This is a genomic window from Rhodanobacter sp. UC4451_H18, from assembly GCF_052978225.1.
Window position 1 is genome coordinate 2,018,575 of the sequence record NZ_CM129663.1, and the last position, 22,251, is coordinate 2,040,825.

General features: G+C 69.6%; 19 protein-coding genes. 13 read left to right on the top strand and 6 right to left on the bottom strand.

What is annotated here, in order from left to right; genetic code table 11:
- The first annotated feature begins 37 nt into the window (after nucleotides 1-37).
- Together ACVCMG_RS09250 and ACVCMG_RS09255 are read left to right on the top strand one after the other, a co-directional pair.
- Nucleotides 38-721: a hypothetical protein gene (locus ACVCMG_RS09250; RefSeq protein ID WP_447113936.1), complete on the top strand. Its 684-nt coding sequence runs from the start codon at nucleotides 38-40 to the stop codon at nucleotides 719-721.
- A gap of 54 nt (nucleotides 722-775) precedes the next feature.
- A complete protein-coding gene (locus ACVCMG_RS09255; RefSeq protein ID WP_447113937.1) occupies nucleotides 776-1,522 on the top strand; it encodes a pteridine reductase in 747 nt (248 codons plus the stop codon).
- Between the two features lie 104 nt (nucleotides 1,523-1,626).
- Here the strand turns inward: ACVCMG_RS09255 and ACVCMG_RS09260 are convergent, their stop codons facing one another.
- The 4 genes from ACVCMG_RS09260 to folB form a co-directional block, all read right to left on the bottom strand.
- Nucleotides 1,627-2,487 carry a DUF6159 family protein gene (locus tag ACVCMG_RS09260; protein ID WP_447105376.1) on the bottom strand — a complete coding sequence of 287 codons (861 nt, stop codon included), beginning with the start codon at nucleotides 2,485-2,487 and terminating at the stop codon, nucleotides 1,627-1,629.
- Nucleotides 2,488-2,647: 160 nt separating this feature from the next.
- A complete protein-coding gene (gene folK / locus ACVCMG_RS09265) occupies nucleotides 2,648-3,136 on the bottom strand; it encodes a 2-amino-4-hydroxy-6-hydroxymethyldihydropteridine diphosphokinase (protein ID WP_447101137.1) in 489 nt (162 codons plus the stop codon).
- 4 nt (nucleotides 3,137-3,140) lie between these two features.
- Nucleotides 3,141-4,397 carry a mechanosensitive ion channel family protein gene (locus ACVCMG_RS09270; RefSeq protein WP_447099587.1) on the bottom strand — a complete coding sequence of 419 codons (1,257 nt, stop codon included), beginning with the start codon at nucleotides 4,395-4,397 and terminating at the stop codon, nucleotides 3,141-3,143.
- Nucleotides 4,398-4,544: 147 nt separating this feature from the next.
- A complete protein-coding gene (gene folB, locus ACVCMG_RS09275; protein ID WP_395121318.1) occupies nucleotides 4,545-4,904 on the bottom strand; it encodes a dihydroneopterin aldolase in 360 nt (119 codons plus the stop codon).
- Between the two features lie 123 nt (nucleotides 4,905-5,027).
- On the opposite strand from folB, the gene dbpA reads away from it, so the two are divergent.
- Both dbpA and ACVCMG_RS09285 read left to right on the top strand, forming a co-directional pair.
- Nucleotides 5,028-6,407 (top strand): ATP-dependent RNA helicase DbpA, encoded by a 1,380-nt coding sequence (gene dbpA, locus ACVCMG_RS09280; RefSeq protein ID WP_447113938.1) that lies wholly within the window; start codon nucleotides 5,028-5,030, stop codon nucleotides 6,405-6,407.
- 16 nt (nucleotides 6,408-6,423) lie between these two features.
- On the top strand, nucleotides 6,424-7,191 hold the full coding sequence (locus ACVCMG_RS09285; protein ID WP_447113939.1) for a glutaminyl-peptide cyclotransferase: 768 nt from the start codon (nucleotides 6,424-6,426) through the stop codon (nucleotides 7,189-7,191).
- A 12-nt stretch (nucleotides 7,192-7,203) separates the two neighbouring features.
- Here ACVCMG_RS09285 and ACVCMG_RS09290 read toward each other — a convergent pair whose 3' ends face one another.
- Nucleotides 7,204-8,382 carry a TIGR03862 family flavoprotein gene (locus ACVCMG_RS09290; protein ID WP_447115402.1) on the bottom strand — a complete coding sequence of 393 codons (1,179 nt, stop codon included), beginning with the start codon at nucleotides 8,380-8,382 and terminating at the stop codon, nucleotides 7,204-7,206.
- A 756-nt stretch (nucleotides 8,383-9,138) separates the two neighbouring features.
- Between ACVCMG_RS09290 and ACVCMG_RS09295 the strand changes: the two genes are divergently transcribed.
- The 3 genes from ACVCMG_RS09295 (at nucleotide 9,139) to ubiA (ending at nucleotide 14,307) form a co-directional block, all read left to right on the top strand.
- Nucleotides 9,139-11,673, top strand: a complete 2,535-nt coding sequence (locus tag ACVCMG_RS09295; protein ID WP_447113940.1) for a pre-peptidase C-terminal domain-containing protein — start codon at nucleotides 9,139-9,141, stop codon at nucleotides 11,671-11,673.
- A 158-nt stretch (nucleotides 11,674-11,831) separates the two neighbouring features.
- Nucleotides 11,832-13,220: a M28 family metallopeptidase gene (locus ACVCMG_RS09300; RefSeq protein WP_447113941.1), complete on the top strand. Its 1,389-nt coding sequence runs from the start codon at nucleotides 11,832-11,834 to the stop codon at nucleotides 13,218-13,220.
- Between the two features lie 193 nt (nucleotides 13,221-13,413).
- Complete coding sequence (ubiA, locus tag ACVCMG_RS09305) at nucleotides 13,414-14,307, top strand: 4-hydroxybenzoate octaprenyltransferase (protein WP_447101517.1); 894 nt, start codon at nucleotides 13,414-13,416, stop codon at nucleotides 14,305-14,307.
- Between the two features lie 75 nt (nucleotides 14,308-14,382).
- Here ubiA and ACVCMG_RS09310 read toward each other — a convergent pair whose 3' ends face one another.
- Nucleotides 14,383-15,102: a ComF family protein gene (locus tag ACVCMG_RS09310; protein ID WP_447101143.1), complete on the bottom strand. Its 720-nt coding sequence runs from the start codon at nucleotides 15,100-15,102 to the stop codon at nucleotides 14,383-14,385.
- A gap of 140 nt (nucleotides 15,103-15,242) precedes the next feature.
- Between ACVCMG_RS09310 and ACVCMG_RS09315 the strand changes: the two genes are divergently transcribed.
- From ACVCMG_RS09315 to bioC, 6 genes are all read left to right on the top strand, one after another.
- Nucleotides 15,243-17,225: a multicopper oxidase domain-containing protein gene (locus tag ACVCMG_RS09315; protein ID WP_447097509.1), complete on the top strand. Its 1,983-nt coding sequence runs from the start codon at nucleotides 15,243-15,245 to the stop codon at nucleotides 17,223-17,225.
- 104 nt (nucleotides 17,226-17,329) lie between these two features.
- Complete coding sequence (gene bioB, locus ACVCMG_RS09320) at nucleotides 17,330-18,364, top strand: biotin synthase BioB (protein WP_447113942.1); 1,035 nt, start codon at nucleotides 17,330-17,332, stop codon at nucleotides 18,362-18,364.
- Nucleotides 18,365-18,521: 157 nt separating this feature from the next.
- A complete protein-coding gene (gene bioF, locus ACVCMG_RS09325) occupies nucleotides 18,522-19,715 on the top strand; it encodes an 8-amino-7-oxononanoate synthase (protein WP_447113943.1) in 1,194 nt (397 codons plus the stop codon).
- A 28-nt stretch (nucleotides 19,716-19,743) separates the two neighbouring features.
- The gene (locus ACVCMG_RS09330; RefSeq protein ID WP_447097512.1) at nucleotides 19,744-20,490 is read left to right on the top strand and encodes a sulfurtransferase; all 747 of its coding nucleotides are present in this window, start codon (nucleotides 19,744-19,746) and stop codon (nucleotides 20,488-20,490) included.
- Nucleotides 20,487-21,287 carry a pimeloyl-ACP methyl ester esterase BioH gene (gene bioH, locus ACVCMG_RS09335; protein ID WP_447113944.1) on the top strand — a complete coding sequence of 267 codons (801 nt, stop codon included), beginning with the start codon at nucleotides 20,487-20,489 and terminating at the stop codon, nucleotides 21,285-21,287. The genes ACVCMG_RS09330 and bioH overlap by 4 nt, the downstream gene beginning before the upstream one ends.
- Nucleotides 21,280-22,170: a malonyl-ACP O-methyltransferase BioC gene (gene bioC, locus ACVCMG_RS09340; RefSeq protein WP_447113945.1), complete on the top strand. Its 891-nt coding sequence runs from the start codon at nucleotides 21,280-21,282 to the stop codon at nucleotides 22,168-22,170. Before bioH ends, bioC begins: the two co-directional genes overlap by 8 nt.
- Nucleotides 22,171-22,251: the final 81 nt, after the last annotated feature.

Genomic DNA, 22,251 nt, shown 5'->3' on the forward strand with positions numbered 1-22,251 from the left:
CGCGGGGCGCGTCCGGCGTCCGCCATCGGAGCCACGCATGACCCAACCCGGCAAGCAGGTACCCGCCGTCGTCGTGCCGACCGCCCACGGCCGGATCACCGGCGCGATCCTGGATTTCGTCAGCGAGGTGCCCGACAGCACCGTCGGCAACAGTCCGCAACCAGCCACCGAGGCCCGCCGGCTGGCCGACCGCGCCGCCCGACGCGCGGCAGTCACTGCCGGCTCGCTGGCCTTGCCGCCGGGGCCGCTGGGCTGGCTGACCCTGCTGCCGGAACTGATCGCGATCTGGAAGATCCAGGCGCAGATGGTCAGCGACATCGCCGCCGCCTACGGTCGCCACGCCACGCTGGGGCGCGAACAGATGCTGTGGTGCCTGTTCCGCCACACCGCGGCGCAGGCATTCCGCGACCTGGTGGTGCGCATGGGCGATCGGCTGGTGTTCCGGCGCATGTCGCACGGCGTGATCGAGCGCATCGCCCGGCAGATCGGCATCAAGCTGACCCGGCGCACGCTGGGCAAGGGCGCCTCGCGCTGGCTGCCGGCGATCGGCGCGCTCGGCGTGGGCGCCTACGCGTACTACGACACCCGGCAGGTGGCCGGTACCGCGATCGCGCTGTTCGAAAGCGACATCGTGATGGAGCAGCTCGACGGGGATGCGCGCGACGATGAAGACCCGCGCGACGATGCCGCCACGCTGTCGCGCAAATCGCCGCGCGGATGACGCCCGCGCCGCTTTGCGGCAAGCTGGTCCCCAACCTGCTGCCGGATGCCCGCGATGACGCCACGCCCTGATCGCCCCGTCGCGCTGATCACCGGCGCCGCGCGCCGCGTCGGCGCGGTGATCGCGCGCACCCTGCACACGGCCGGCTACGACCTGGCGCTGCACTATCGCCATTCGGCGGACGAGGCACACGCGCTGGCCGACGAGCTGCGGACATCACGCGCCGACAGCGTGCTGCTGGTGCAGGCCGACCTCGCCGACCTGGCCGCGCTTCCGGCACCCGTCGAGAGCGTCGTGGCGCATTACGGCCGACTCGACGCGCTGGTCAACAACGCCTCCGCGTTCTTTCCGACGCCGATGGGCAGCGTCACGCCGGCGCAGTGGAACACGCTGTTCGTCTCCAATGCGCAGGCGCCGTTCTTCCTGAGCCAGGCCGCGCTGCCGGCGCTGCGCGACGCGCACGGCAGCATCGTCAACCTGGTCGACATCTATGCCGAACGCCCGCTCGCCGACCACCCGCTGTACTGCATGGCCAAGGCTGCACTGGCGGCAATGACCCGCTCGCTGGCGCTCGACCTCGCGCCCGCGGTGCGGGTCAACGGCGTGGCCCCCGGCGCGGTGATGTGGCCCAGCGACGGCAAGCCCTACGCCGACCAGCAGGCGATGCTCGCGCGCACGCCCCTGCAGCGCGCCGGCACGCCCGACGACGTGGCCGGCACCGTGCTGTGGCTGCTGCGCGACGCGCCGTTCATCACCGGCCAGATCATCCGGGTGGACGGCGGGCGCACGCTGTCGGTGTAGGAACCGCGGGCGATACTTTTCCGACCCTGGAATCCCGAATCCCGATCAAAAGCATCGCCCGCGAGCGGGCTCCTGCGGGGTGCCGGCGGAGTGAATCGGCAGCGTCATTTCTTCTTCGGCGCGAAGGCCTGCTGCAACAGGGCCTGGTCGAAGCCCGCGCTGGCCTCGCCCGCCTCGGCATAGCGATAGAGCGCGGCCGCGTAGATGCCCTGCAGCGCGGACTGGATCAGCCCGAGCAGGATGAAGCCGAGCACCACAATCACCACTGCCGCCACCACCGCCACGATCGAATGCATGGCGATGGCGCCGCCGACCAGCAGCGCGCCGACCAGCACCGCCACCAACATCAGCAGGCCGAACACCACGCCGATGCCGCCTTGGCCGATCAGGTTCTCGCCCCAGCTGCGCTTGAGCAGTTCCACGCTGTGCTTGACCGCGTCGATCGGGCCGACGTCCCTGCTCGCCAGCACCGGCACCACCAGGAAGGTGGCCACGGTCCAGGCCAGGCCGATCAGGCCGACCACGAAGCGGCCGATCAGGCCCAGGCGCTCCTGCACCATGCGCAGGAGCAGGCCGACGGTGGCGGCGATCAAGGCATAGCCGAGGATCTGCGGCAACCTGGCGCGCGCCAGCGCGAAGCCCGCTCCCACGCTGGTCGGCTCGCCGCGCAGGTGCATCAGCGCCACGCCGGTCAGCGCGGTCTGGAAGAAGATGATCACGAAGTACTGCACCAGGTAGAACGCGAACATCAGCAGGTAGGCACCCACCGACAGGCGCTCCTGGATCTCCTGCCCCGCATGCTCGCCGCCGATCGCCATGACCGCGACCGGCACCAGGAAACTGGCCGCCACCAGCAGCGTGCACAACCCCGACAGCAGCGGGAATACCAGCAGCGACTTGTCCGAGCGCAGCACCGCCGCGCTCGCCTTCATCAACGCCCAACTGCGCGCGAATTTTCCGGCCATGATTGTTTCCCCTTCGTGTCTGGATCCGACTTGTCTTGCAGGGCACGCACCGTCCGCCGCTGTTTGCCATCACCGGGAAAAAAGCCGGCGGGCCGTGCCCGCCCTGCGCCGGTGATGCGCCCCGCCAGCACCCACACCGCGTGCGCTGCAGTGTACCTGTTCAATCCGCCAGCGACTCCACTTGCAAGGGTTCGCGCTGTCGTGGAAACGCCGCCCACAACTCGGCCATGCTCAAGCCGCTGACCGGGTGGCGAAAGTCCGGTGCGATATCGGCGATCGGACGCAGCACGAAGGCGTGCCGCAACTCGTTGCGCGGAATCTGCAGATGGCCGGGGCCGTCGATGACCAGCGCGTCGTAGAACACGATGTCGATGTCCAGCGTGCGGTCCGAATAACGCGGCACGTCGCGGCGCCGACCGTGGCGATCTTCCAGCGCGTGCAGCCAGTCGTTCAGCGCCTGCGGGGTCAGGTCGGTATCCAGCGCCACCGCGAGGTTCACGAACTCGGCACCATCGAAACCCACCGACGCGCTGCGGTACGCCGGCGACACCGTGATTTCGCCGAAGCGTTCGCGCAAGGCGTCGATGGCCGCGACGAGATGTTTCCGCGGTTCGAGGTTGGACCCCAGACTCAGGTAGACACGCGCCATCGTCTCAACCACCCGCCGCCAGGCGTAGCGACTGTTCTTGCCGGTACGCCAGCGCGGCGCGCACGTCCTGCCCCGACGGCTGCTGGTACAGCGCCAGACCGAACTCGGGCAGGAGCGCAAACAGGTGGTCGAAGATATCGCTCTGGGTGTTCTCGTAGTCCGCCCAGGCCACGCTGGCGGTGAAGCAATACAGCTCCAGCGGAATGCCCTGCGGGCCGCTGGCGAGCTGGCGCACCAGGCAGAACAGCCCGTGGTGGATTTCCGGATGAGTGTCGAGGTAGGCCTGCGCATAGGCGCGGAAGGTGCCCAGATTGGTGAGCCGGCGACGATTGCCGGCCACTTCGCCGGCCTCGCCGAGTGCTGCGTTCCACCGCGCCACTTCCTGCTGCCTGGAGGGCAGGTAGTCGGCCAGCAGGCGCAACTCGGCCAGCCGCCCCAGCGTGTCCGCGTCGAGAAAGCGCACGCTGGCCGCATCGATATACAGCGCACGCTTGATCCGCCGCCCGCCCGTCTCCTGCATGCCGCGCCAGTTCTTGTACGAGTCGCTGATCAGGCGCCAGCTGGGGATGCTGGTGATGGTCTTGTCCCAGTTGCGCACCTTGACCGTGTGCAGCGCGATGTCGATCACGTCGCCATCGGCATTGAGCTGCGGCATCTCGATCCAGTCGCCGACCCGCAGCATGTCGTTCGACGACAACTGCACGCCGGCCACGAAGCCCAGGATGGTGTCCTTGAAGATCAGCATCAGCACCGCCGACATCGCGCCCAGCCCGGACAGCAGCAGGCCAATGTGCTTGCCGGTGACCGCGGCGATGATGATCAATCCGGCGACGACGAACAGGCCGAGCTTCACCAGTTGCACCAGGCCCTTGATCGATCGCTGCTGCCCGCGCGGGGTCTCCCGGTAGAGATCCTCCAGCGCCGACAGCGCGGCACTGATCGCCATCACCACGAAGAACACCAGCAACGCCGTCATCAGGTTGCCGACCAGCACCTCGATACGAGGCGATACGCCCGGCACCAGCATGATGCCGTACTGGATCGCCAGTGCCGGCACCATCCGCGCCAGCCACTGGAAGGTGTGGCGCCGGAACAGGGCGTCATCCCATTTCCATGTCGTGCGCCGGGCGATGCCGCGCACCACGCGCAGCAGCAGTCGCTGCGCCAGTTGACCGGCAAGCCAGGCCAGCGCCAGCAGCGCGATGACGCCCAGCGCGGTGCGCATCCAGGGAAGGTCGAGAAAGTTCTGCAAGGTCTGCATCAATTCGTTCCTGTCGGCTCGGAGCCCGCGCCATGGTCAGCGGGCAGGACGGGGCGGCATGGACCGCGGAAGGCACGTGGCCAATCCTGACAAGCATGGCGGCCAGGCGGCACCGCAACAACCCCGGCGGGCCTTTCGACGCAGGCGCTATGGCGACCGCGTGCCGCGCTCGATGCACACACCCACCGCCTTCGCGCCGCGCACCGCACCGGGCTTGGACAGTTTCAGGCGCACCCAACGCACGCCGAACTCCTCGCGAATGATCGCCGCGCAGCGCTCGGCCAGCGTCTCGACCAGGCCGAAGCTCGATGCGCCGACGTAACCGATCAGCCGCTTGGACACGTCCTTGTAGTTGAGCGTCAGCGCAATGTCGTCGCTGGCCGCGGGCACCGTGTTGTCGAAAGCCATCTCGATGTCGAACGACAGCGTCTGCCGCACGCGGCGCTCCCAGTCGTAGATGCCGATGACGGCGTCGATGCGCAGGTCTTCGATGAACACGGTATCCATGGCGGTGACTGCTGTGGCGGGGCCGTACAGGGTCGGGTACGCGGCTTGCGGATGCAAGCCCGGGCGGCGTGCCCCACGGCACACGCCCAGCGAACCCCCCGCCCAAGATGCGATCATGCGCCCATGACCGCCTTCAGCACCCTCCCGCTCAAACCCGCCCTGCTCGCCAGCGTCGACGCGCTTGGCTACACCGACATGACCCCGGTGCAGGCGCAGAGCCTGCCGCCGATGCTCGAAGGTCGCGACGTGATCGCGCAGGCGCAGACCGGCAGCGGCAAGACGGCGGCATTCGGCTTGAGCCTGCTGCAGGCACTGGACGTGGACACGATCCGGCTGCAGGCGCTGGTGCTCTGCCCCACCCGCGAACTGGCCGACCAGGTCAGCAAGGCGATCCGCAAGCTGGCCGCGAACATCCCCAACGTGAAGCTGCTGACCCTGTGCGGCGGCATGCCGCTGGGTCCGCAACTCGCCTCGCTGACGCACGACCCGCACATCGTGGTGGGCACGCCTGGCCGCGTGCAGGAACACCTGAAGCGGCAGAGCCTGCACGGCGGCGGCATCAAGGTGCTGGTGCTGGACGAGGCCGACCGCATGCTCGACATGGGTTTTGCCGAGGCGATCGACGACATCATCTCGCGCATCGCGAAGCACCATCAGACCCTGCTGTTTTCGGCCACGTACCCGGACGAGATCCGCGCGGTGAGCCAGCGCGTGCAGAACGATCCGGTTGAAGTGACGGTGGATGCGCCAGCCGACGCGAGGCCCGCGATCGAGCAGCGCTTCCACGAAGTGGAGCCGGCGCAGAAGCCCGATGCGCTGGCGCAGTTGCTGGCGGGCGAGCGGGGCGGGCAGGCACTGGTGTTCTGCAACATGCGCCGCGACGTCGACGCGGTGGCGCAGGAACTCGACCGCCGCGGCTACTCCGCGCTGGCCCTGCACGGCGACATGGAACAGCGCGACCGCGACGAGGTGCTGGTGCGCTTCGCCAACCACAGCTGCGCCGTGCTGGTGGCCACCGACGTGGCCGCGCGCGGGCTGGACATCGTGGCGCTGCCGCTGGTGGTCAGCTACAACGTCGCGCACGACCCGGAAACCCATACCCATCGCATCGGTCGCACCGGCCGCGCGGGCGAATCGGGCCTGGCGATCACCTTGTGCACGCCGCGCGAGCAGCCGAAGGCGGCGAACATCGAGGCGCTGAACGGGACGCCGCTGCCGTGGCGCCCGCTGAAGATCGCGCCGCCACGCGGCAAGGCCCTGCACCTGGCGCCGATGAAGACCCTGGTGATCGACGCCGGCCGCCAGGACAAGCTGCGCCCCGGCGACATCCTGGGCGCGCTCACCGGCGACGCGGGCCTCATCGCCGGGGACATCGGCAAGATCGACGTGTTCGCCACCCGCGCCTACGTGGCGATCAGCCGCGCGCTGGCCAACAAGGCGCTGGAGCGCCTGCGCGCCGGCAAGATCAAGGGCCGCAACTTCCGCGTGCGCGCGCTGAACTGACCCCACGGAGGCCCGCATGCGACGCCTGCTCACCCTGCTTGCCCTGCTGCTTGCCACTACCGCCTGCGGTGCGGCGATCCCGACCTATGGCTACCGCGTGGTGCGTGCCTATCCGCACGACACCTCGGCCTACACCGAGGGGCTGTTCTACAAGGACGGCTTTCTGTACGAGAGCACCGGCGAGAAAGGTGCCTCAAGCGTGCGCAAGGTGCAGCTGGAAACCGGCAAGGTGCTGCAGCGACTGGACTTGCCCGCGCAGTATTTCGGCGAAGGCATCGTCGCGTGGAACGGCGAGCTGATCCAGCTTACCTGGCAGGCCGGGACCGGTTTCGTCTACGGCCTGGGCGACTTCAAGCTGCGCCGCAGCTTCAGCTATCCCGGCGAAGGCTGGGCGCTGACCCGCGACGAGCGCCGCATCTACATGAGCGACGGGTCGTCGGTGCTGCGCATCCTCGACCCGGCCACGCTCGCCCGCGTGGGCAGCATCACCGTCACCGCCGACGGCGCGCCGGTGACCAACCTCAATGAGCTGGAATGGGTGGACGGCGAGATCTACGCCAACATCTGGCTGACCAACCGCATCGCGCGCATCGATCCGGCCAGCGGCCATGTCGTCGGCTGGATCGACCTGACCGGCCTGTTCGACGTGAACAGCTTGCCGGTGCCGATGAACGACGTACTCAACGGCATCGCCTGGGACGCACGCGGCAAGCGCCTGTTCGTCACCGGCAAGCACTGGCCGAAGCTGTTCGAGATCGAGCTGGTGATACAGCCCGCGCGTTGAGCCGGCGGGATCTCAGCGGCCCAGCCAGCGCGCGGCAGCGCGGCCGGCGAGCAGGCCGCCGGCGAAGCAGGCGGTGAGCAGATAGCCGCCGGTGGGTGCCTCCCAGTCCAGCATTTCGCCGGCGCAGAACGTGCCCGGACGGGCGCGCAGCATCAGGCCGGCATCGAGCGCTTCGAGCCGCACGCCGCCGGCGGTGCTGATCGCCTCGGCGATCGGCCGCGGCCCGCGCAACCGCAACGGCAAGGCCTTCAGCTGCGCGGCCAGCGCGAGCGGATCGGCCAGCGTGGCCTTGTCGGCAAGCTCGAACACCAGCGCGCACTTCGCCGCGTCCAGCCCGGCGCGGCGGCGCAACCAGTCGCCGATGCTGTGCTTGCCGCGCGGTGCGGCGAGGCGTTCGGCCAGCACCGCCTGCGCGTAGCCCGGCACCAGGTCCAGCATCAAGCCGGCCTCGCCGCGCGCGGCGATCTGCTCGCGCAGCTCGGCGCCGATCGCGTAGACCAGGCTGCCCTCGATGCCGTATTCGCTGAGCACGAATTCGCCCTGACGCGAACGGGCCGTGCCGTCGCGGTCCACCCAGTGCGCCACCACCGGTTTCAGCGGAGCGCCGGCGAAGCGACTGCGCAGGTGGTCGCTCCAGTCGAGCTCGAAACCGCAGTTCGCGCTCTGCAGCGGCGCGATGTCGATGCCGGCGCGTTGCAGCGGCGCCACCCAGCCGCCGTCGGAGCCCAGTTGCGGCCAGCTGGCGCCGCCGAGCGCGAGGATCGTCGCGCCGGCGTGGATCATCCGCTCACCTTGCGGCGTGGCGAAACGCAGCGCGCCATCCGCCTGCCAGCCGAGCCAGCGATGATGCATGTGGAAACCCACGCCCGCGTCGCGCACGCGGCGAACCCAGCGACGCAGCAGCGGCGCCGCCTTCAGATCCTGCGGAAACACGCGACCGGAACTGCCGACGAAGGTCGCCACGCCAAGCTCGGCCGCCCACGCGCGCAATGCCGGCGCATCGAACGCGGCCAGCCAGCGGCCGACCTCCGCCTGGCGCGCGCCATAGCGGGCCACGAACCGATCCGGCGCCTCGCCGTGGGTGAGGTTGAGGCCGCCCTTGCCGGCCAGGAGAAACTTGCGCCCGACCGAGCCCATCGCGTCGTACAGGTCCACCTCGACGCCCGCGGCGCGCGCGGTCTCCGCCGCCATCAGGCCGGCGGGGCCACCGCCGATGACGGCGAGTCGGGGCGTTGCGGGGATAGACATCCGGCCATGGTCGCACGCGTCACCAAACGACGCATGCCGGCGCGTCGGTGCAGTCTGAATCGAAACTGACCGCGGCATGCTGTTCGGGGGCGCAGGGCGCACTTCCCGGCAACACTCCATTCGGCAAGTTCTTTCGCCGCGCGGCGCTGCGGAAAACGCAATTTCATTCGACAATGCGATTATGTTCGCGGGCCACGTGAAATCGCTGAATAATCCAGGAAGGGAGACCTTGCCTGATGGAATCCTTCATCACCAGCGCTACCGCCCATGCCTTTCATGGCGCCGTTTCAGCCGGGCTACCGAGCAAGCGGACGCAGCGCAACATACCGCAAATAATTACGCCATCCGGGACCGCCCGATGACGCTCGAACCGTTGTGACGAAAATCACTGCGAGCCGGAAAAAGTCCTATTGACCGGATTAATCGCAGCGCCATACCGTCGTGCGGTTCGCCAACGGGGAGTTTGGCGAATGATCCTGTCAAGCAGCCATGCAATGACGCATGGCCTGCAGTCAATGGCATGCGACATGCCCGCAGCTGGCCCTCAAGGACTCACCAGGGGAGGGCCGACCGAAGCGGGTACGGGATCGTCGGTCCGCTTCAAAAAATCACGGATGCCGTGCACGCGCGGCAAATCAACCAATGAGGCGCGGGCAGTCTCAGGGCAGCGCTTTGCCTCAAAAAACTTCGGGAGTCACCATGCCAAGTCATCATCGTCTCAAGTTGCTGGCCGCCGCGATCAGTTTCGCGGCAGCCGGTGCGCTGGGCGCCACGCCAGCCAGCATCACCAGCGGCACCACTTTCGTCGCGCTGAACCAGCACGCCACCGTGCTGCGTCAGGGCGACGTGGTCAGCGGCGCGCTGTCCAGCGCACAGCCGATGCACATCGAGGTGGCGCTGAAACTGCGCAACCCGGCCCAGCTGCACAGCTTCATCGCCACCGCCAAGAGCTCGCCGCTGTCGATGGTGCAGCGCTCGATGACGACGCCGCAGTTCGTCACCAGCTATTCGCCCACCGCCACGCAGGCGAACAGGGTGGCGGCCTGGCTGCGCGCAGCCGGCTTCACCAACGTGCAGATCTCGCCAAACCGGATGCTGGTGTCGGCCGATGGCCGCGCCGATACCGCCGGTGCCGCGTTCAAGACCACGTTTGCCCAGGTGCGCACCAAGGATGGCCGCATGGCGTACATGCACAACGACGACGTGCACATCCCTGCCTCGCTGCAGGACGTGGTGCTGTCGGTGATCGGCCTGCAGAGCGTGCACCAGGCGCACACCTTCGCCAAGCCGATGCAATCGGGTTACACCACGCAGGCAGTGACCGGCCACAACCCGGTCGAGTTCGCCTCGATCTACGGCGGCAGCGGCGTGACCACGGCGGCCGGCGTGCCGGTGGGCATCGTCACCCAGGGCAAGATCACCCAGACGATTACCGACCTCAACACGTTCACCTCGCAGAACGGCCTGCCGACGGTGACCACGCAGACGGTCAACACCAACGGCACCAGCAGCGACACCAGCGGCCTGGGCGAGTGGAGCCTGGACAGCCAGGACATCGTCGGCATGGCCGGCGGCCATGTCGGCAGCCTGATCTTCTACAACATCCCCACGCTGTCCAACAGCAACCTGACGGCGGACTTCAACACCATCGTCAATGCCAACGCGACCAAGATCATCAACGTCTCGCTGGGTGAGTGCGAAACCAGCGCGCAGAGCGACGGCTCGGCCGCGGCGCAGGACCAGATCTTCCAGCAGGCCGTGGCGCAGGGGCAGACCTTCTCGATCTCCACCGGCGACTCCGGCGCCGACGAGTGCGGCGACGGCGGCGTCACGCCGAGCTGGCCGGCCGCCTCGCAATACGTGGTGGCGGTGGGCGGCACCACGCTGAATGCGTCGACCACCACCTGGAACAGCGCCACCGTGTGGACCAGCGGCGGCGGCAGCTCCAGCACCTTCGAGCCGCAGCCGAGCTGGCAGAACGGCGTGGCCCCGGGCAGCACGCGCGGCCTGCCGGACATCGCCTACGATGCCGACCCGAACTCGGGCGCGAAGATCATCGTCAGCGGCGCTACCCAGCAGTACGGCGGCACCAGCCTGTCGGCACCGCTGTTTGCCGGCGCGTGGGCGCGGATCATCGCGATCAAGGGCTCCGGCGTCGGTTTTGCCGCGCCGCTGCTGTACCAGCTGCCCGCGTCGGACTTCCACGACATCACCTCGGGCAACAACGGCGGCGAGACGGCGAGCGCCGGCTATGACCTGGCCACCGGTCGCGGCGAACTGATCATCAGCGGCGCGGCCAGCGACATCGGCGGCAGTTCGCCGCCGGCCAACGTGCCGCCGGTCGCCAACTTCAGCGATTCGATCAGCGGCCTGACCGTGAACTTCACCGACAGCTCCACCGACAGCGACGGCTCGATCGCCTCGCGCTCGTGGAACTTCGGCGACGGCGCCACCTCCACCGCGACCAATCCCAGCCACACCTATGCGGCGGCCGGCACCTACAGCGTGTCGCTGACGGTGACCGACAACGACGGCGCGACCAACACCAAGACGCAATCGGTGACGGTCAGCTCCAGCGGCGGTGGCGGCAACCAGTTGCAGAACGGCGTGGCGCTCACCGGCCAGTCCGGCGCCCAGGGTGCCCAGCTGTTCTACACCGTGGTGATCCCGGCCGGCGCCAGCAACCTGGTGATCTCCGAGTCCGGCGGCACCGGCGACGCGGACCTGTACACGAAGTTCGGCTCCGCCCCGACCCTGTCCAGCTACGACTGCCGTCCGTACATCACCGGCAACAACGAGAGCTGCACCGTGGCCTCGCCGCAGGCCGGCACCTACTACGTCATGCTGAACGGCTACACCGCGTTCTCCGGCGTCAGCGTCAAGGCGACCTGGAGCACCAGCAGCGGCGGTGGCGGTGGCGGCAACGTGCTGCAGAACGGCGTGCCGGTATCCGGTCTCAGCGCGAGCACGGGCAACGCCGTGTACTACACGATGGTCGTGCCGAGCGGGGCCAGCAACCTCAACATCAAGATCGCCGGCGGCACCGGCGACGCCGACCTGTACGTCAAGCTCGGTTCCACGCCGACTACCAGCAGCTACGACTGCCGCCCCTACATTTCGGGCAACAGCGAGAGCTGCACTGCGTCGGCACCGACCCCGGGCACCTACTACATCATGGTGCGCGCCTACCGCAGCTACAGCGGCGTCACGCTGACCGGCAGCTACACGCCGTAAGCGGTCGACGGCAACCCGTTGCGCAGGGACGCGCAGCGCACAACGGAAGCACCGGATGACGCTTCGGGCCCGCCCGGCAACGGACGGGCCTTTTTTTTGCGGCGCGCATCGGCGCAGAGGTTGTATGGTCGGAGTTTTCCCCGCCGAGGAACCCGCCGATGCGCCGCCTGATCCTGCCGTGTGCCCTGTTCGCAATGGCCTGCGTACCCGCTGTCGCGGCAACCAGCCTGCCGGCGGTGCCGCGCGAACAACCATCGCTGCACGCGCTGGCCGATGCCCCGAGCCAGGTCGAACTGCGCATGACGATCACCCGCCTGGTCGGCTTCGGCACCCGCCACACCCTGTCCGACACCAAGTCCGACACCCGCGGCATCGGTGCCGCGAGACGCTGGGTGAAGTCGCGCTTCGAGGCGATCTCGAAGGACTGCGGCGGCTGCATCGAGGTCGTCACGCCCTCGCAGATGTTCACCGGCAAGCGCGCACCCACGCCGACCGAGGTGATGGACGTGGTGGCGATCAAGCGCGGCAGCACGGACCCGCAGCGCGTCATCGTGATCACCGGCCACCTCGACTCGCGCGTCACCGACGTGATGGACACCACCAGCGACGCCCCCGGCGCCAACGACGACGCCTCCGGCGTGGCGGCGCTGATCGAGGCCGCGCGGCTGCTGTCCAGGCAGGACAACCGCGCCACCCTGGTGTTCGCCGCGCTGTCCGGCGAGGAGCAGGGCCTGTACGGCGGCAAGGTGCTGGCCGACTACGCGGTGGCGCACGACTGGAAGGTGGAGGCCGAGCTCAACAACGACATCGTCGGCAACAGCCACGGCCAGAACGGCGTGATCGGCAACACCACCGTGCGGGTGTTCTCCGAGGGCACCAAGACCAACGAAAGCCAGGCTCAGGCCGACTACCGCCGCTACCACGGCGGCGAGGTGGATTCGCCCTCCCGCAACCTGGCGCGCTACATCGACCGCCTTGCCGATCAGTACCTGCCCGATTTCGACGTGCGCATGATCTACCGCACCGACCGCTTCGGCCGCGGCGGCGACCAGGTGCCGTTCCTGCAGGCCGGCTATCCGGCCGTGCGGGTCAGCGAGGCGCACGAGAACTACACCCGCCAGCACCAGGACCTGCGCAAGGAAGGCGGCGTCGATTACGGCGACAGCATCGACGGCGTCGACTTCCGCTACCTGGCACGGGTCACCGCGCTCAACGCCATCACCATGGCCAGCCTGAGCCGCGCGCCGGCGCCGCCGACGCAGGTCGAGATCAAGGGCGCGCTGGCCACCGACACCACGGTGAGCTGGCACAAGGTGCCCGGCGCCGCCGGTTACCGCGTGCACTGGCGCGACACCACCGCGTCGCAATGGCAGTACGTGCGCGCGGTCGGCGATGTCGACCAGGCCGTGCTGGCCGACGTGGTGATCGACGACTGGTTCTTCGGGGTGTCGGCCGTCTCGGCCGACGGCTACGAAAGCCCGGTGGTGTTCCCCGGCTTCGCCGGCAGCTTCGAACGCTCGCCCGCGCCGGAGCCGTCCGCCAAGTGACGGGCTTGGCGCTGCGCCCGCGCGACGCACGCTAAACTTCCGGGCGATGGCCACGCCTCCGCGCAAACGCAAGCCCCGCAAGACCGGCGCACCCGCGCCGGTCGCGCGACCGCGCGCGCGACCGGCGGCAACCAAGACCGCCGCCAGGCCCGCCGTCTCGCGCCCCGCGGACAGCTCCACCCGCGCCACCCGCGTGCTCGACTGGCTGCTGCGGAAACTGCCGGCACGCCACCGCGAAAAGGCACGCGACTACCTGGTGCTGACCCGCATGGATCGGCCGATCGGCGCGTTGCTGCTGCTGTGGCCGACCTGGTGGGCGCTGTGGCTGGCCGCCGGCGATTTCCCGCCGTGGAAGCCGCTGATCATCTTCACCCTGGGCGTGTTCGCGATGCGCGCGGCCGGCTGCGCGATCAACGACTACGCCGACCGCAAGCTCGACCCGCAGGTGGCGCGCACGGCCGGGCGACCGATCGCCGCCGGGCGGGTGACGCCGCGCGAGGCGCTGGTGGTGTTCGCCGTGCTGCTGGCGGTCGCCTTCGTGCTGGTGCTGTTCACCAATGCGCTGACGATCAAGCTGGCCTTCGCCGGTGCCGTGCTGGCGGCGATCTACCCGTTCACCAAGCGCTGGACCTACCTGCCGCAGGTGGTGCTGGGCGCGGCGTTCGGCTGGTCGATCCCGATGGCGTTCGCCGCAGTGACGCACACGGTGCCGCCGCTGGGCTGGCTGCTGTTCCTCGGCAACATCCTGTGGTCGGTGATCTACGACACCGAGTACGCGATGGTCGACCGCGACGACGACCTCAAGGTCGGCGTGAAATCCACCGCGATCCTGTTCGGCGATGCCGATGTGCCGATCCTCGGCATGCTGATGGGTACCCTGCTGCTGGCCCTGCTGTTCGTCGGCCAGCGTGCCGGCCTGGGCTGGCCGTACTGGCTGGCCCTGCTCGCCGTCGTCGGCCTGTTCGGCTACCAGCTGTGGCTGATCCGCAAGCGCGGGCGCGACGCCTGCCTGGCCGCCTTTCGCCACAACAACTGGCTGGGCCTGACCTTGTGGGTGGGCATCGTGTTGGCGCTGGCGGTGAAATAGCGAGGAGTGAGTGGAGAGGAGTGAGAAGTGAGCGTGGCGAGACGATGCTTTCTCTCACTTCTCACTCCTCTCCACTCACTCCCGCCTCAAGGGCGCGCGCGCCAGCGCCCAGACATCCACCCGCGGCACGCCGACGCGCTTGAGCACGCCGGCACATTCGGCCAGCGTGGCGCCGGTGGTCATCACGTCGTCGAGGATCGCCACGTGCGCAGGCGGCGCCAGCCCGGGACACAGCACGAACGCGTCGCGCACGTTGCGGCGACGGTCGACCGCGTCCAGCTCGGTTTGCGCCTCGGTGCGCCGCGAGCGCTGCAGCACGTCGTGGCGCAGCGGCACCCCCAGCGCACGCGCCAGCGGCCGGGCCAGCTCCAGCGCCTGGTTGTAGCCGCGCTGGCGCAGCCGGCTGCGATGCAGCGGTACGGTAATCAGCAGCGAAGGCCGCTCGATCACCCGTGGCTCGTTCTGCCACAGGCCGGACAACACGCGGCCGGCGGCGAGGTCGCGGCCGAACTTGAAGCGCGATTCCAGCCGGTCCAGCGGCCAGCCGTAGCGGAACGGCGCCCATGCCGCGTCCCATGGCGGCGCGTGCTGCTGGCATTCGCCGCACAACGTCGCCGCGGTCGCCAGCGGCAAGGCGCAGCGCGCGCAGCAGTTGCGGTTGCGCGGCATCTCGGCGGCGCAATCCGCGCACAGGTCCATGCCGCCGTGGCCCGGCGCGCCGCACAACAGACAGCGCAGCGGCAGCAGCCATCGCTGCAGCGCTGGCCAGGATTGCAGCAGACTGGTCTTGTGCATGGTCTCCCCCGTCCCCGCCTCGACCGATGGTAGCGGCAACCGCGGGTCGCGCGCAGTGCACCTGCGGTCTACACTCGATCACCAACCGTGGCGCGCCCTGCCACGCCTGCACTTCGCCCATCGAAGACCTGGAGATTCGCATGAGCTCGATCCACGACGACCACCCTGCTCCATCGACCTGGCCCGCGATCGCCGGCACCGCGCTGCGGGTGGCCTTCGGCGTGATCTGGGCGGTGAGCGCCGCGCTGACCTGGACCGACGGCTTCGCCGACCACTACGTCGGCTACTTGCACAATGCCGCCACCGGCCAGCCGGCGTGGTCGGCGTGGTGGTTCGACATGTGGATCGCGGTGGTCACGCCGCACGCGGGCTTGTTCGTGTGGGCCACGCGGATCGCCGAGACGCTGCTGGCGCTGGCCCTGCTGCTGGGTTTCGCGCGCAAGATCACCTACGTCGTCGGCATCCTGTTCAGCCTGCTGATCTGGAGCACGGCCGAGGGTTTCGGCGGGCCGTATTCGGTGGGCGCCAACAACATCGGCGCGGCGATCAGCTTCGTGCTGATCTTTGCCGCGTTGATCGTGATCAACCTGCGCGCCGGCCCCAGCCCGTACAGCCTGGACTACCTGATCGAGAGCCGCTGGCCGCGCTGGCGGCGGTTCTCCGAATGGAACACGCGGGTTCCGCTGGAACAGGTGCGGCCGGTGTCGTGGCGCGTGCAGGGACCGGCTCTGGCCGGCGTGCTGCTGCTGGTAGCGCTGCTGCTGGCCGGCCTGCACAGCGCATTGAACGTGCGCAGCGCCAGCCCCGCCGCCGCCGCCGCCGCGGTGACGCCGCTGTCGCTGGCCTCCAACCAGCCGATCAAGCAGGCCCGCGACGCGCGCCTGCCGCCGCTGCAACCGGGCGACAGCGTGGAGGTGAACATCACCTCCAGCGACGACACGGTGGAGATCGCCAGCGGCGTGCAGTACCAGGCCTGGACCTTCGGCAAGACCGTGCCCGGCCCGGTGATCCACGTGCGCCAGGGGCAGACGGTGAACGTCACCCTCACCAACCGGGGCACCATGCAGCACTCGATCGACTTCCACTCGGCGATCACGCCACCGAGTCTGCACTACGTGGACATCATGCCGGGCGAGTCGATCAAGTTCTCGTTCGTGGCCAAGGTGCCCGGCGCCTTCCTCTATCACTGCGGCACGCCGCCGGTGCTGCTGCACATCGGCAACGGCATGTACGGCGCGATCATCGTCGACCCGGCCGAGCCGCTGCCGCCGGCGGCCGAGAGCTACGTGCTGGTGCAGGGCGAGTGGTACACCCAGCAGGTCTCCGGCACGCTGATGGCGGGCAGCTACGAGAAGATGCAGCAGATCCGCCCGGATGAAGTCGTGTTCAACGGCGCCGCGTTCCAGTACGCACAGCATCCACTGACCGCCAAACCGGGCGACCTGGTTCGCCTGTATGTGGTGAACGCCGGTCCGAACCTGTGGAGCGCGTTCCACGTGATCGGCGCGATCTTCGACAAGGTCTATCCCGGCGGCAATCCGGCGCAGGCCATCGACGGTGTCTCCACCTACTCGGTGGGGCCGGGCGAGGGCGCAGTGTTCGACCTCACCCTGGACGAGGCGGGCCACTATCCGTTCGTGGATCACTCGATGGCGCACGCCGTGCTCGGCGCGCAGGGCATCCTGGAGATCGCCACGCCAGGCGAGGCGCTGGCCAAGCCGCAGATCACCAAGGCACCGGTGGATGCGAACGCCGCGCCGCCACCGGCCGCCACCGGCCCGTACACGTTCGATCCCGCGCACGGCGCGCAGCTCTACGCGACCTACTGCGCCGCCTGCCACCAGCCCACGGGGCTGGGCCTGCCCGGTGCGTTCCCGCCGCTCAAGGGCAACCCGGCGGTGCTGGATGCCGACCCCACCAAGCATCTGGACGTGATGCTGCACGGCCTGCAGGGCGTGGCCATCGACGGCGTCAGCTACCCCAGCGCGATGCCGCCGTTCGCCGCCACCCTCAACGACGCGGACATCGCCGACATCGCCAACCACGAGCGCACCTCCTGGGGCAACCAGGCCAAGCCGGTGACCGCGGAGCAGGTAAAGGCCGTGCGCGACGGCAGCAAGTAGCAACGCGGGCACCCGCCGCTTCGTCAACCTGAAACACAGGTACCCAGGTTGACGAAGCGGCGTACGCCGCCCACACTGCGCGGCCTCTGACCCAGGAGCCCGCCATGCCCGCTGCCATCCGCCACGACTGGAGCCGCGACGAGGTCGCCGCGCTGTTCGCGCTGCCGTTCAACGACCTGCTGCATCGCGCGCATGGCGTGCATCGCGAACACCACGATCCGAACGCGGTGCAGGTGTCGACCCTGCTGTCGATCAAGACCGGCGGTTGTCCCGAGGACTGCGCGTACTGCCCGCAGGCGCAGCGTTACGACACCGGCGTGCTGCCGCAAAAACTGCTTGAGGTCGACGAGGTGCTGGCGCGCGCCAGGGCCGCCCGCGACGCCGGCGCCAGCCGCTTCTGCATGGGCGCGGCGTGGCGCGGGCCGAAGGACCGCGACATCCCCAAGGTCGCCGCGATCGTGCGCGCGGTGAAGGACCTGGGCCTGGAAACCTGCGCCACCCTGGGCCTGCTCGGCGACGGCCACGCGCAGCAGCTCAAGGACGCCGGCCTGGACTACTACAACCACAACATCGACACCGCGCCGGAGTTCTACGGCGAGATCATCCACACCCGCGAATACCAGGATCGCCTCACCACGCTGGAACAGGTACGCGACGCCGGCCTGAAAACCTGCTGCGGCGGCATCGTCGGCATGGGCGAGACGCGCGAGCAGCGCGCCGGCCTGCTGCAGGCACTGGCCAACCTGCCCGAGCACCCGCACTCGGTGCCGATCAACCAGCTGGTGCCGGTGCCGGGCACGCCGCTGGCCAACGCCGAACCGCTGGACCCGTTCGAGTTCGTGCGCACGATCGCGGTGGCGCGCATCCTGATGCCGCTGTCGATCGTGCGCCTGTCCGCCGGCCGCCAGCAGATGGACGATGCGGTGCAGGCACTGTGCTTCTTCGCCGGCGCCGGCTCGATCTTCTACGGCGAGAAACTGCTGACCACCGGCAACCCCGACGTGGAGGCCGACCGCGCGCTGTTCCGCCGGCTCGACCTGCATCCGATGGAGGTGGTCGAGAATGCGGGGACCGTGCATGCGGACATCGGCGAGAACGCCAGCTGCGGGCACGGCTGCGGCTGCAGTGCGGCGGCATAGCAGCGCCCCACCCCGGCCCTCCCCTGCGGCCGCAGGAAGTCCCTTTGGGGCAAGCAGGGGAGGGAGCAAGGCGTGCGGCACACGTTTGCCTCCCCCCCCTGCATCGCAGGGCGAGATCGGGAGGGGGTGCTCCTCGCCCTGCGCAGTGCACTGAGCCATGCCCCGCCCCGACCTCCTCCAGCGACTGGCCGTCCAGACGGCCGAACGCGAACGCGCCAATCTGCGCCGCCGCCTGCACGTGATCGAGCACGCCGACGGCCCGTGGCTGAACAGTGGCGGCCGGCGCCTGCTCTCGTTCTGCAGCAACGATTACCTCGGCCTGGCGCAGCACCCGTCACTGGTTGCCGCGCTCGCCCGCGCGGCGGGCGAACAAGGCGTCGGCAGCACCTCGGCACATCTGATCTGCGGCCACCGCCGCACGCACGCGCAACTGGAAGAAGCGCTGGCCGCATGGACCGGGCGCGAGCGCGCGCTGCTGTTCTCCACCGGCTACATGGCCAACCTCGGCGTGCTGCAGGCGCTGCTCTCGCGCGGCGACGTGTGTGTGCAGGACAAGCTCAACCATGCCTGCCTGCTCGATGGCGCGAAGCTCAGCGGCGCGGAACTGAAGCGCTATCAGCATGCCGACGTGGCCGCCGCCGCGCGCCAGCTGGCGGCCAGCCCCGAAGCGGCCGCGCTGCTGGCCACCGACGGCGTGTTCAGCATGGACGGCGACGTCGCACCGCTGCGCGCGCTGGCGCAGCAGTGCTCCCGCGAGCACGCCACCCTGATGGTCGACGACGCGCACGGCCTGGGCGTGCTCGGCGACGACGGCGCCGGCAGCCTCAGCGCGGCGAAGCTGGACCAGCACGAGGTGCCGCTGCTGATGGCCACGCTGGGCAAGGCACTCGGCTGCAGCGGCGCGTTCGTGGCCGGCCCGGCGGCGCTGATCGAGGGGCTGATCCAGTTCGCGCGGCCGTACATCTACACCACCGCGATGCCGCCGGCGCTGGCCGGAGCCGCGCTGGAAGCAGTGCGGCTGGCACAGAGCGAAACCTGGCGGCGCCACAAGCTTGCCGCGCTGATCGCCCGTTTCCGCGCCGGCGCCGCGCAGCTCGGCCTGCCGCTGATGGACTCGGCGAGCGCGATCCAGCCGTTGCGGCTGGGCGACGCCCGGGCGGCCTTGCAGGCTGCGCAGGCGCTGGAACGGCGCGGCCTGCTGGTCGTCGCGATCCGCCCGCCGACCGTGCCCGCTGGCCAGGCGCGGCTGCGCATCACCTTGTCCGCGGCGCACGAAGAGGCCCAGGTGGACCGGCTGCTCGACGCGCTGGCTGATCTGCCGCAGGAACCGCGCGCGAGCGGCCCCGTATAATGACGCGTTGTCTTGTGCCTTTTCCCCCATGAACGTCGTCAATATCGCCGCCTACCGCTTCGTCGCGCTGGACGACCTGTCCGCGCTGCGCGAGCGCGTGCGCGAACGCGCCGAGACGCTGGCGCTCAAGGGCACCGTGCTGCTGGCACACGAGGGCATCAACCTGTTTCTCGCCGGCACCCGCGCGGCCACCGACGCCTTCATGGCCTGGCTGCGCGAGGACGCGCGCTTTGCCGCGCTGGAAGCGAAGCAATCGTTGTCCGACACCGTGCCCTTCGGCCGCCTGCGCGTGCGGCTCAAGCGCGAGATCATCACCCTGCGCCTGCCCGCGCTGCGCCCCGCCGAGGGCCGCGCGCCCGGCGTGGATGCGACAACGCTCAAGCGCTGGCTGGACCAGGGTCGCGACGACGCCGGCCGCGAGGTGGTGATGCTCGACACCCGCAACGACTACGAGACCGACGCCGGCGCTTTTGCGCAGGCAGTGGACTATCGCATCGCCCGCTTCACCGACTTCCCCGCCGCGCTCGCCGCCGACCGCACACGCTACGCCGGCAAGACCGTGGTGCCGTACTGCACCGGCGGCATCCGCTGCGAGAAGGCCGCGATCTACATGCAGGAACTGGGCATCGAACACGTGCACCAGCTCGAAGGCGGCATCCTGAAATACCTGGAACTCACCGACGGCGCGCACTGGCAGGGCGGCTGCTTCGTGTTCGACGGACGCGGCGCCGTGGGCGCCGATTTGCTTCCGCTTCCGCAGGAGGCGGGCGCATGAGCCTGTTCATCGAGAAAGCCGGCCACGGCCCGCTGCCGCTGGTGCTGCTGCACGGCTGGGCAATGCACGGCGGCGTGCTGGCGCCGCTGGTCGAGGCGCTGCAAGCGCAGTGCACGATGTACGTGGTCGACCTGCCCGGCCACGGCCGTTCGCGCGACTGCGGCCTGCCGCTGGAACCGCACGCCTGCGCCGCCGCGATCGCCGCCGCCACGCCGCCGGCGCTCTGGCTCGGCTGGTCGCTGGGCGGGCTGATCGCGCTGACCGCGGCGCTGGACCTGCCGCATCAGGCGCATGGCCTGGCGATGCTGTGCGCCACACCGAAATTCGTGCGCGACGCCGGCTGGCCGCACGGCAGCGATCCGGCGCTGGTGCAGCAACTGGCCAGTGACCTGGAAACCGATTACCACGCCACCATCGAGCGCTTCCTGGCGCTGGAGGCGATGGGCAGCGCCGACCCGCGCGGCGAGCTGCGCCATCTGCGCGAGCTGGTGTTCGCCCGCGGCGAACCGGACGCGCGCGTGCTGCAGGAGGGCATCCGCATCCTGCACGACAGCGACCGCCGCGCCGCCCTGCCCGACCTGGCGGTACCCAGCGCCTGGATCGCCGGGCGCCGCGACCGGCTGGTGCCGCCGCAGGCGATGGCCTGGTCGGCCAGCCAGTGCGGCGGCGACAGCCACGAGATCGCGCAGGCCGGCCACGCGCCGTTCTTCGGCCACGCCGGCGCGGTGGTCGAAGCCCTGCAGCCCCTGTTCGCCCGGCTTGATCGCCGCGCCACCACGAGTCTCCTCCATGAGTGATTTCCAGCTCGACCAGCGCCAGGTGCGCCGCAACTTCGGCGCGGCGGCCGGCACCTACGAACGGCACGACGCACTGCAGCGCGAGGTGCAGACCCACCTGCTGGAGCGGCTGTCGTTCTATCTCGACACCCCGCAGCGGGTCGTCGACATCGGCGCCGGCACCGGCCGCGGCACGGCCCTGCTCAAGCGGCGCTATCCGAAAGCCGAGGTGATCGCCATCGACCTGGCGCTGCCGATGCTGCGCGCGGCCAGGCAGCACAGCAGCTGGCGCAGGCCGTTCGACCGCGTGTGCGCCGAGGCCCGCGCGCTGCCGCTGGCCGACCACAGCGTGGACGTGCTGCATTCGAACCTCTGCTTCCAGTGGATCGACGACCTGCCGGCGCTGTTCGGCGAATGCATGCGCGTACTCAAGCCCGGCGGGCTGATGGCGTTCTCCAGCTTCGGTCCCGACACCCTGATGGAGCTGCGCGCCGCCTGGGCCGCGGCGGATGAGCGCGCCCACGTGAGCCGCTTCCTGGACATGCACGACGTGGGCGACGCGATGCTCGCCGCCGGCCTGCGCGACCCGGTGCTGGACGTGTTCCGCTACACCCTGACCTACAGCGAGCCGCGCAAGTTGCTGGAAGAGCTGCAAGGCCTGGGCGCCACCAATGCCGACCGCCAGCGCGAGCGCGGACTGACCGGCAAGTCGCGCTACCGGCGCATGCTGGCCGCCTACGAAACGATGCGCGTGGACGGCCGCATCCCGGCCACCTGGGAGGTGGTCAGCGCGCATGCATGGGGTCCGCCGACGGGACAGCCGCGACGCGTGGGCGGCATGGAGATCGCCAGCTTCTCGATCGACAAGCTGCGCGGCTCGCGGCGTCAGAAAGACGAAGCATGAAACATGCCCCGAGGGCGCCGATGCAGCGCTGACTTCGCGGATTCAACAACCAGCGCACGCTTTTTCGCGCCGGATGCGATC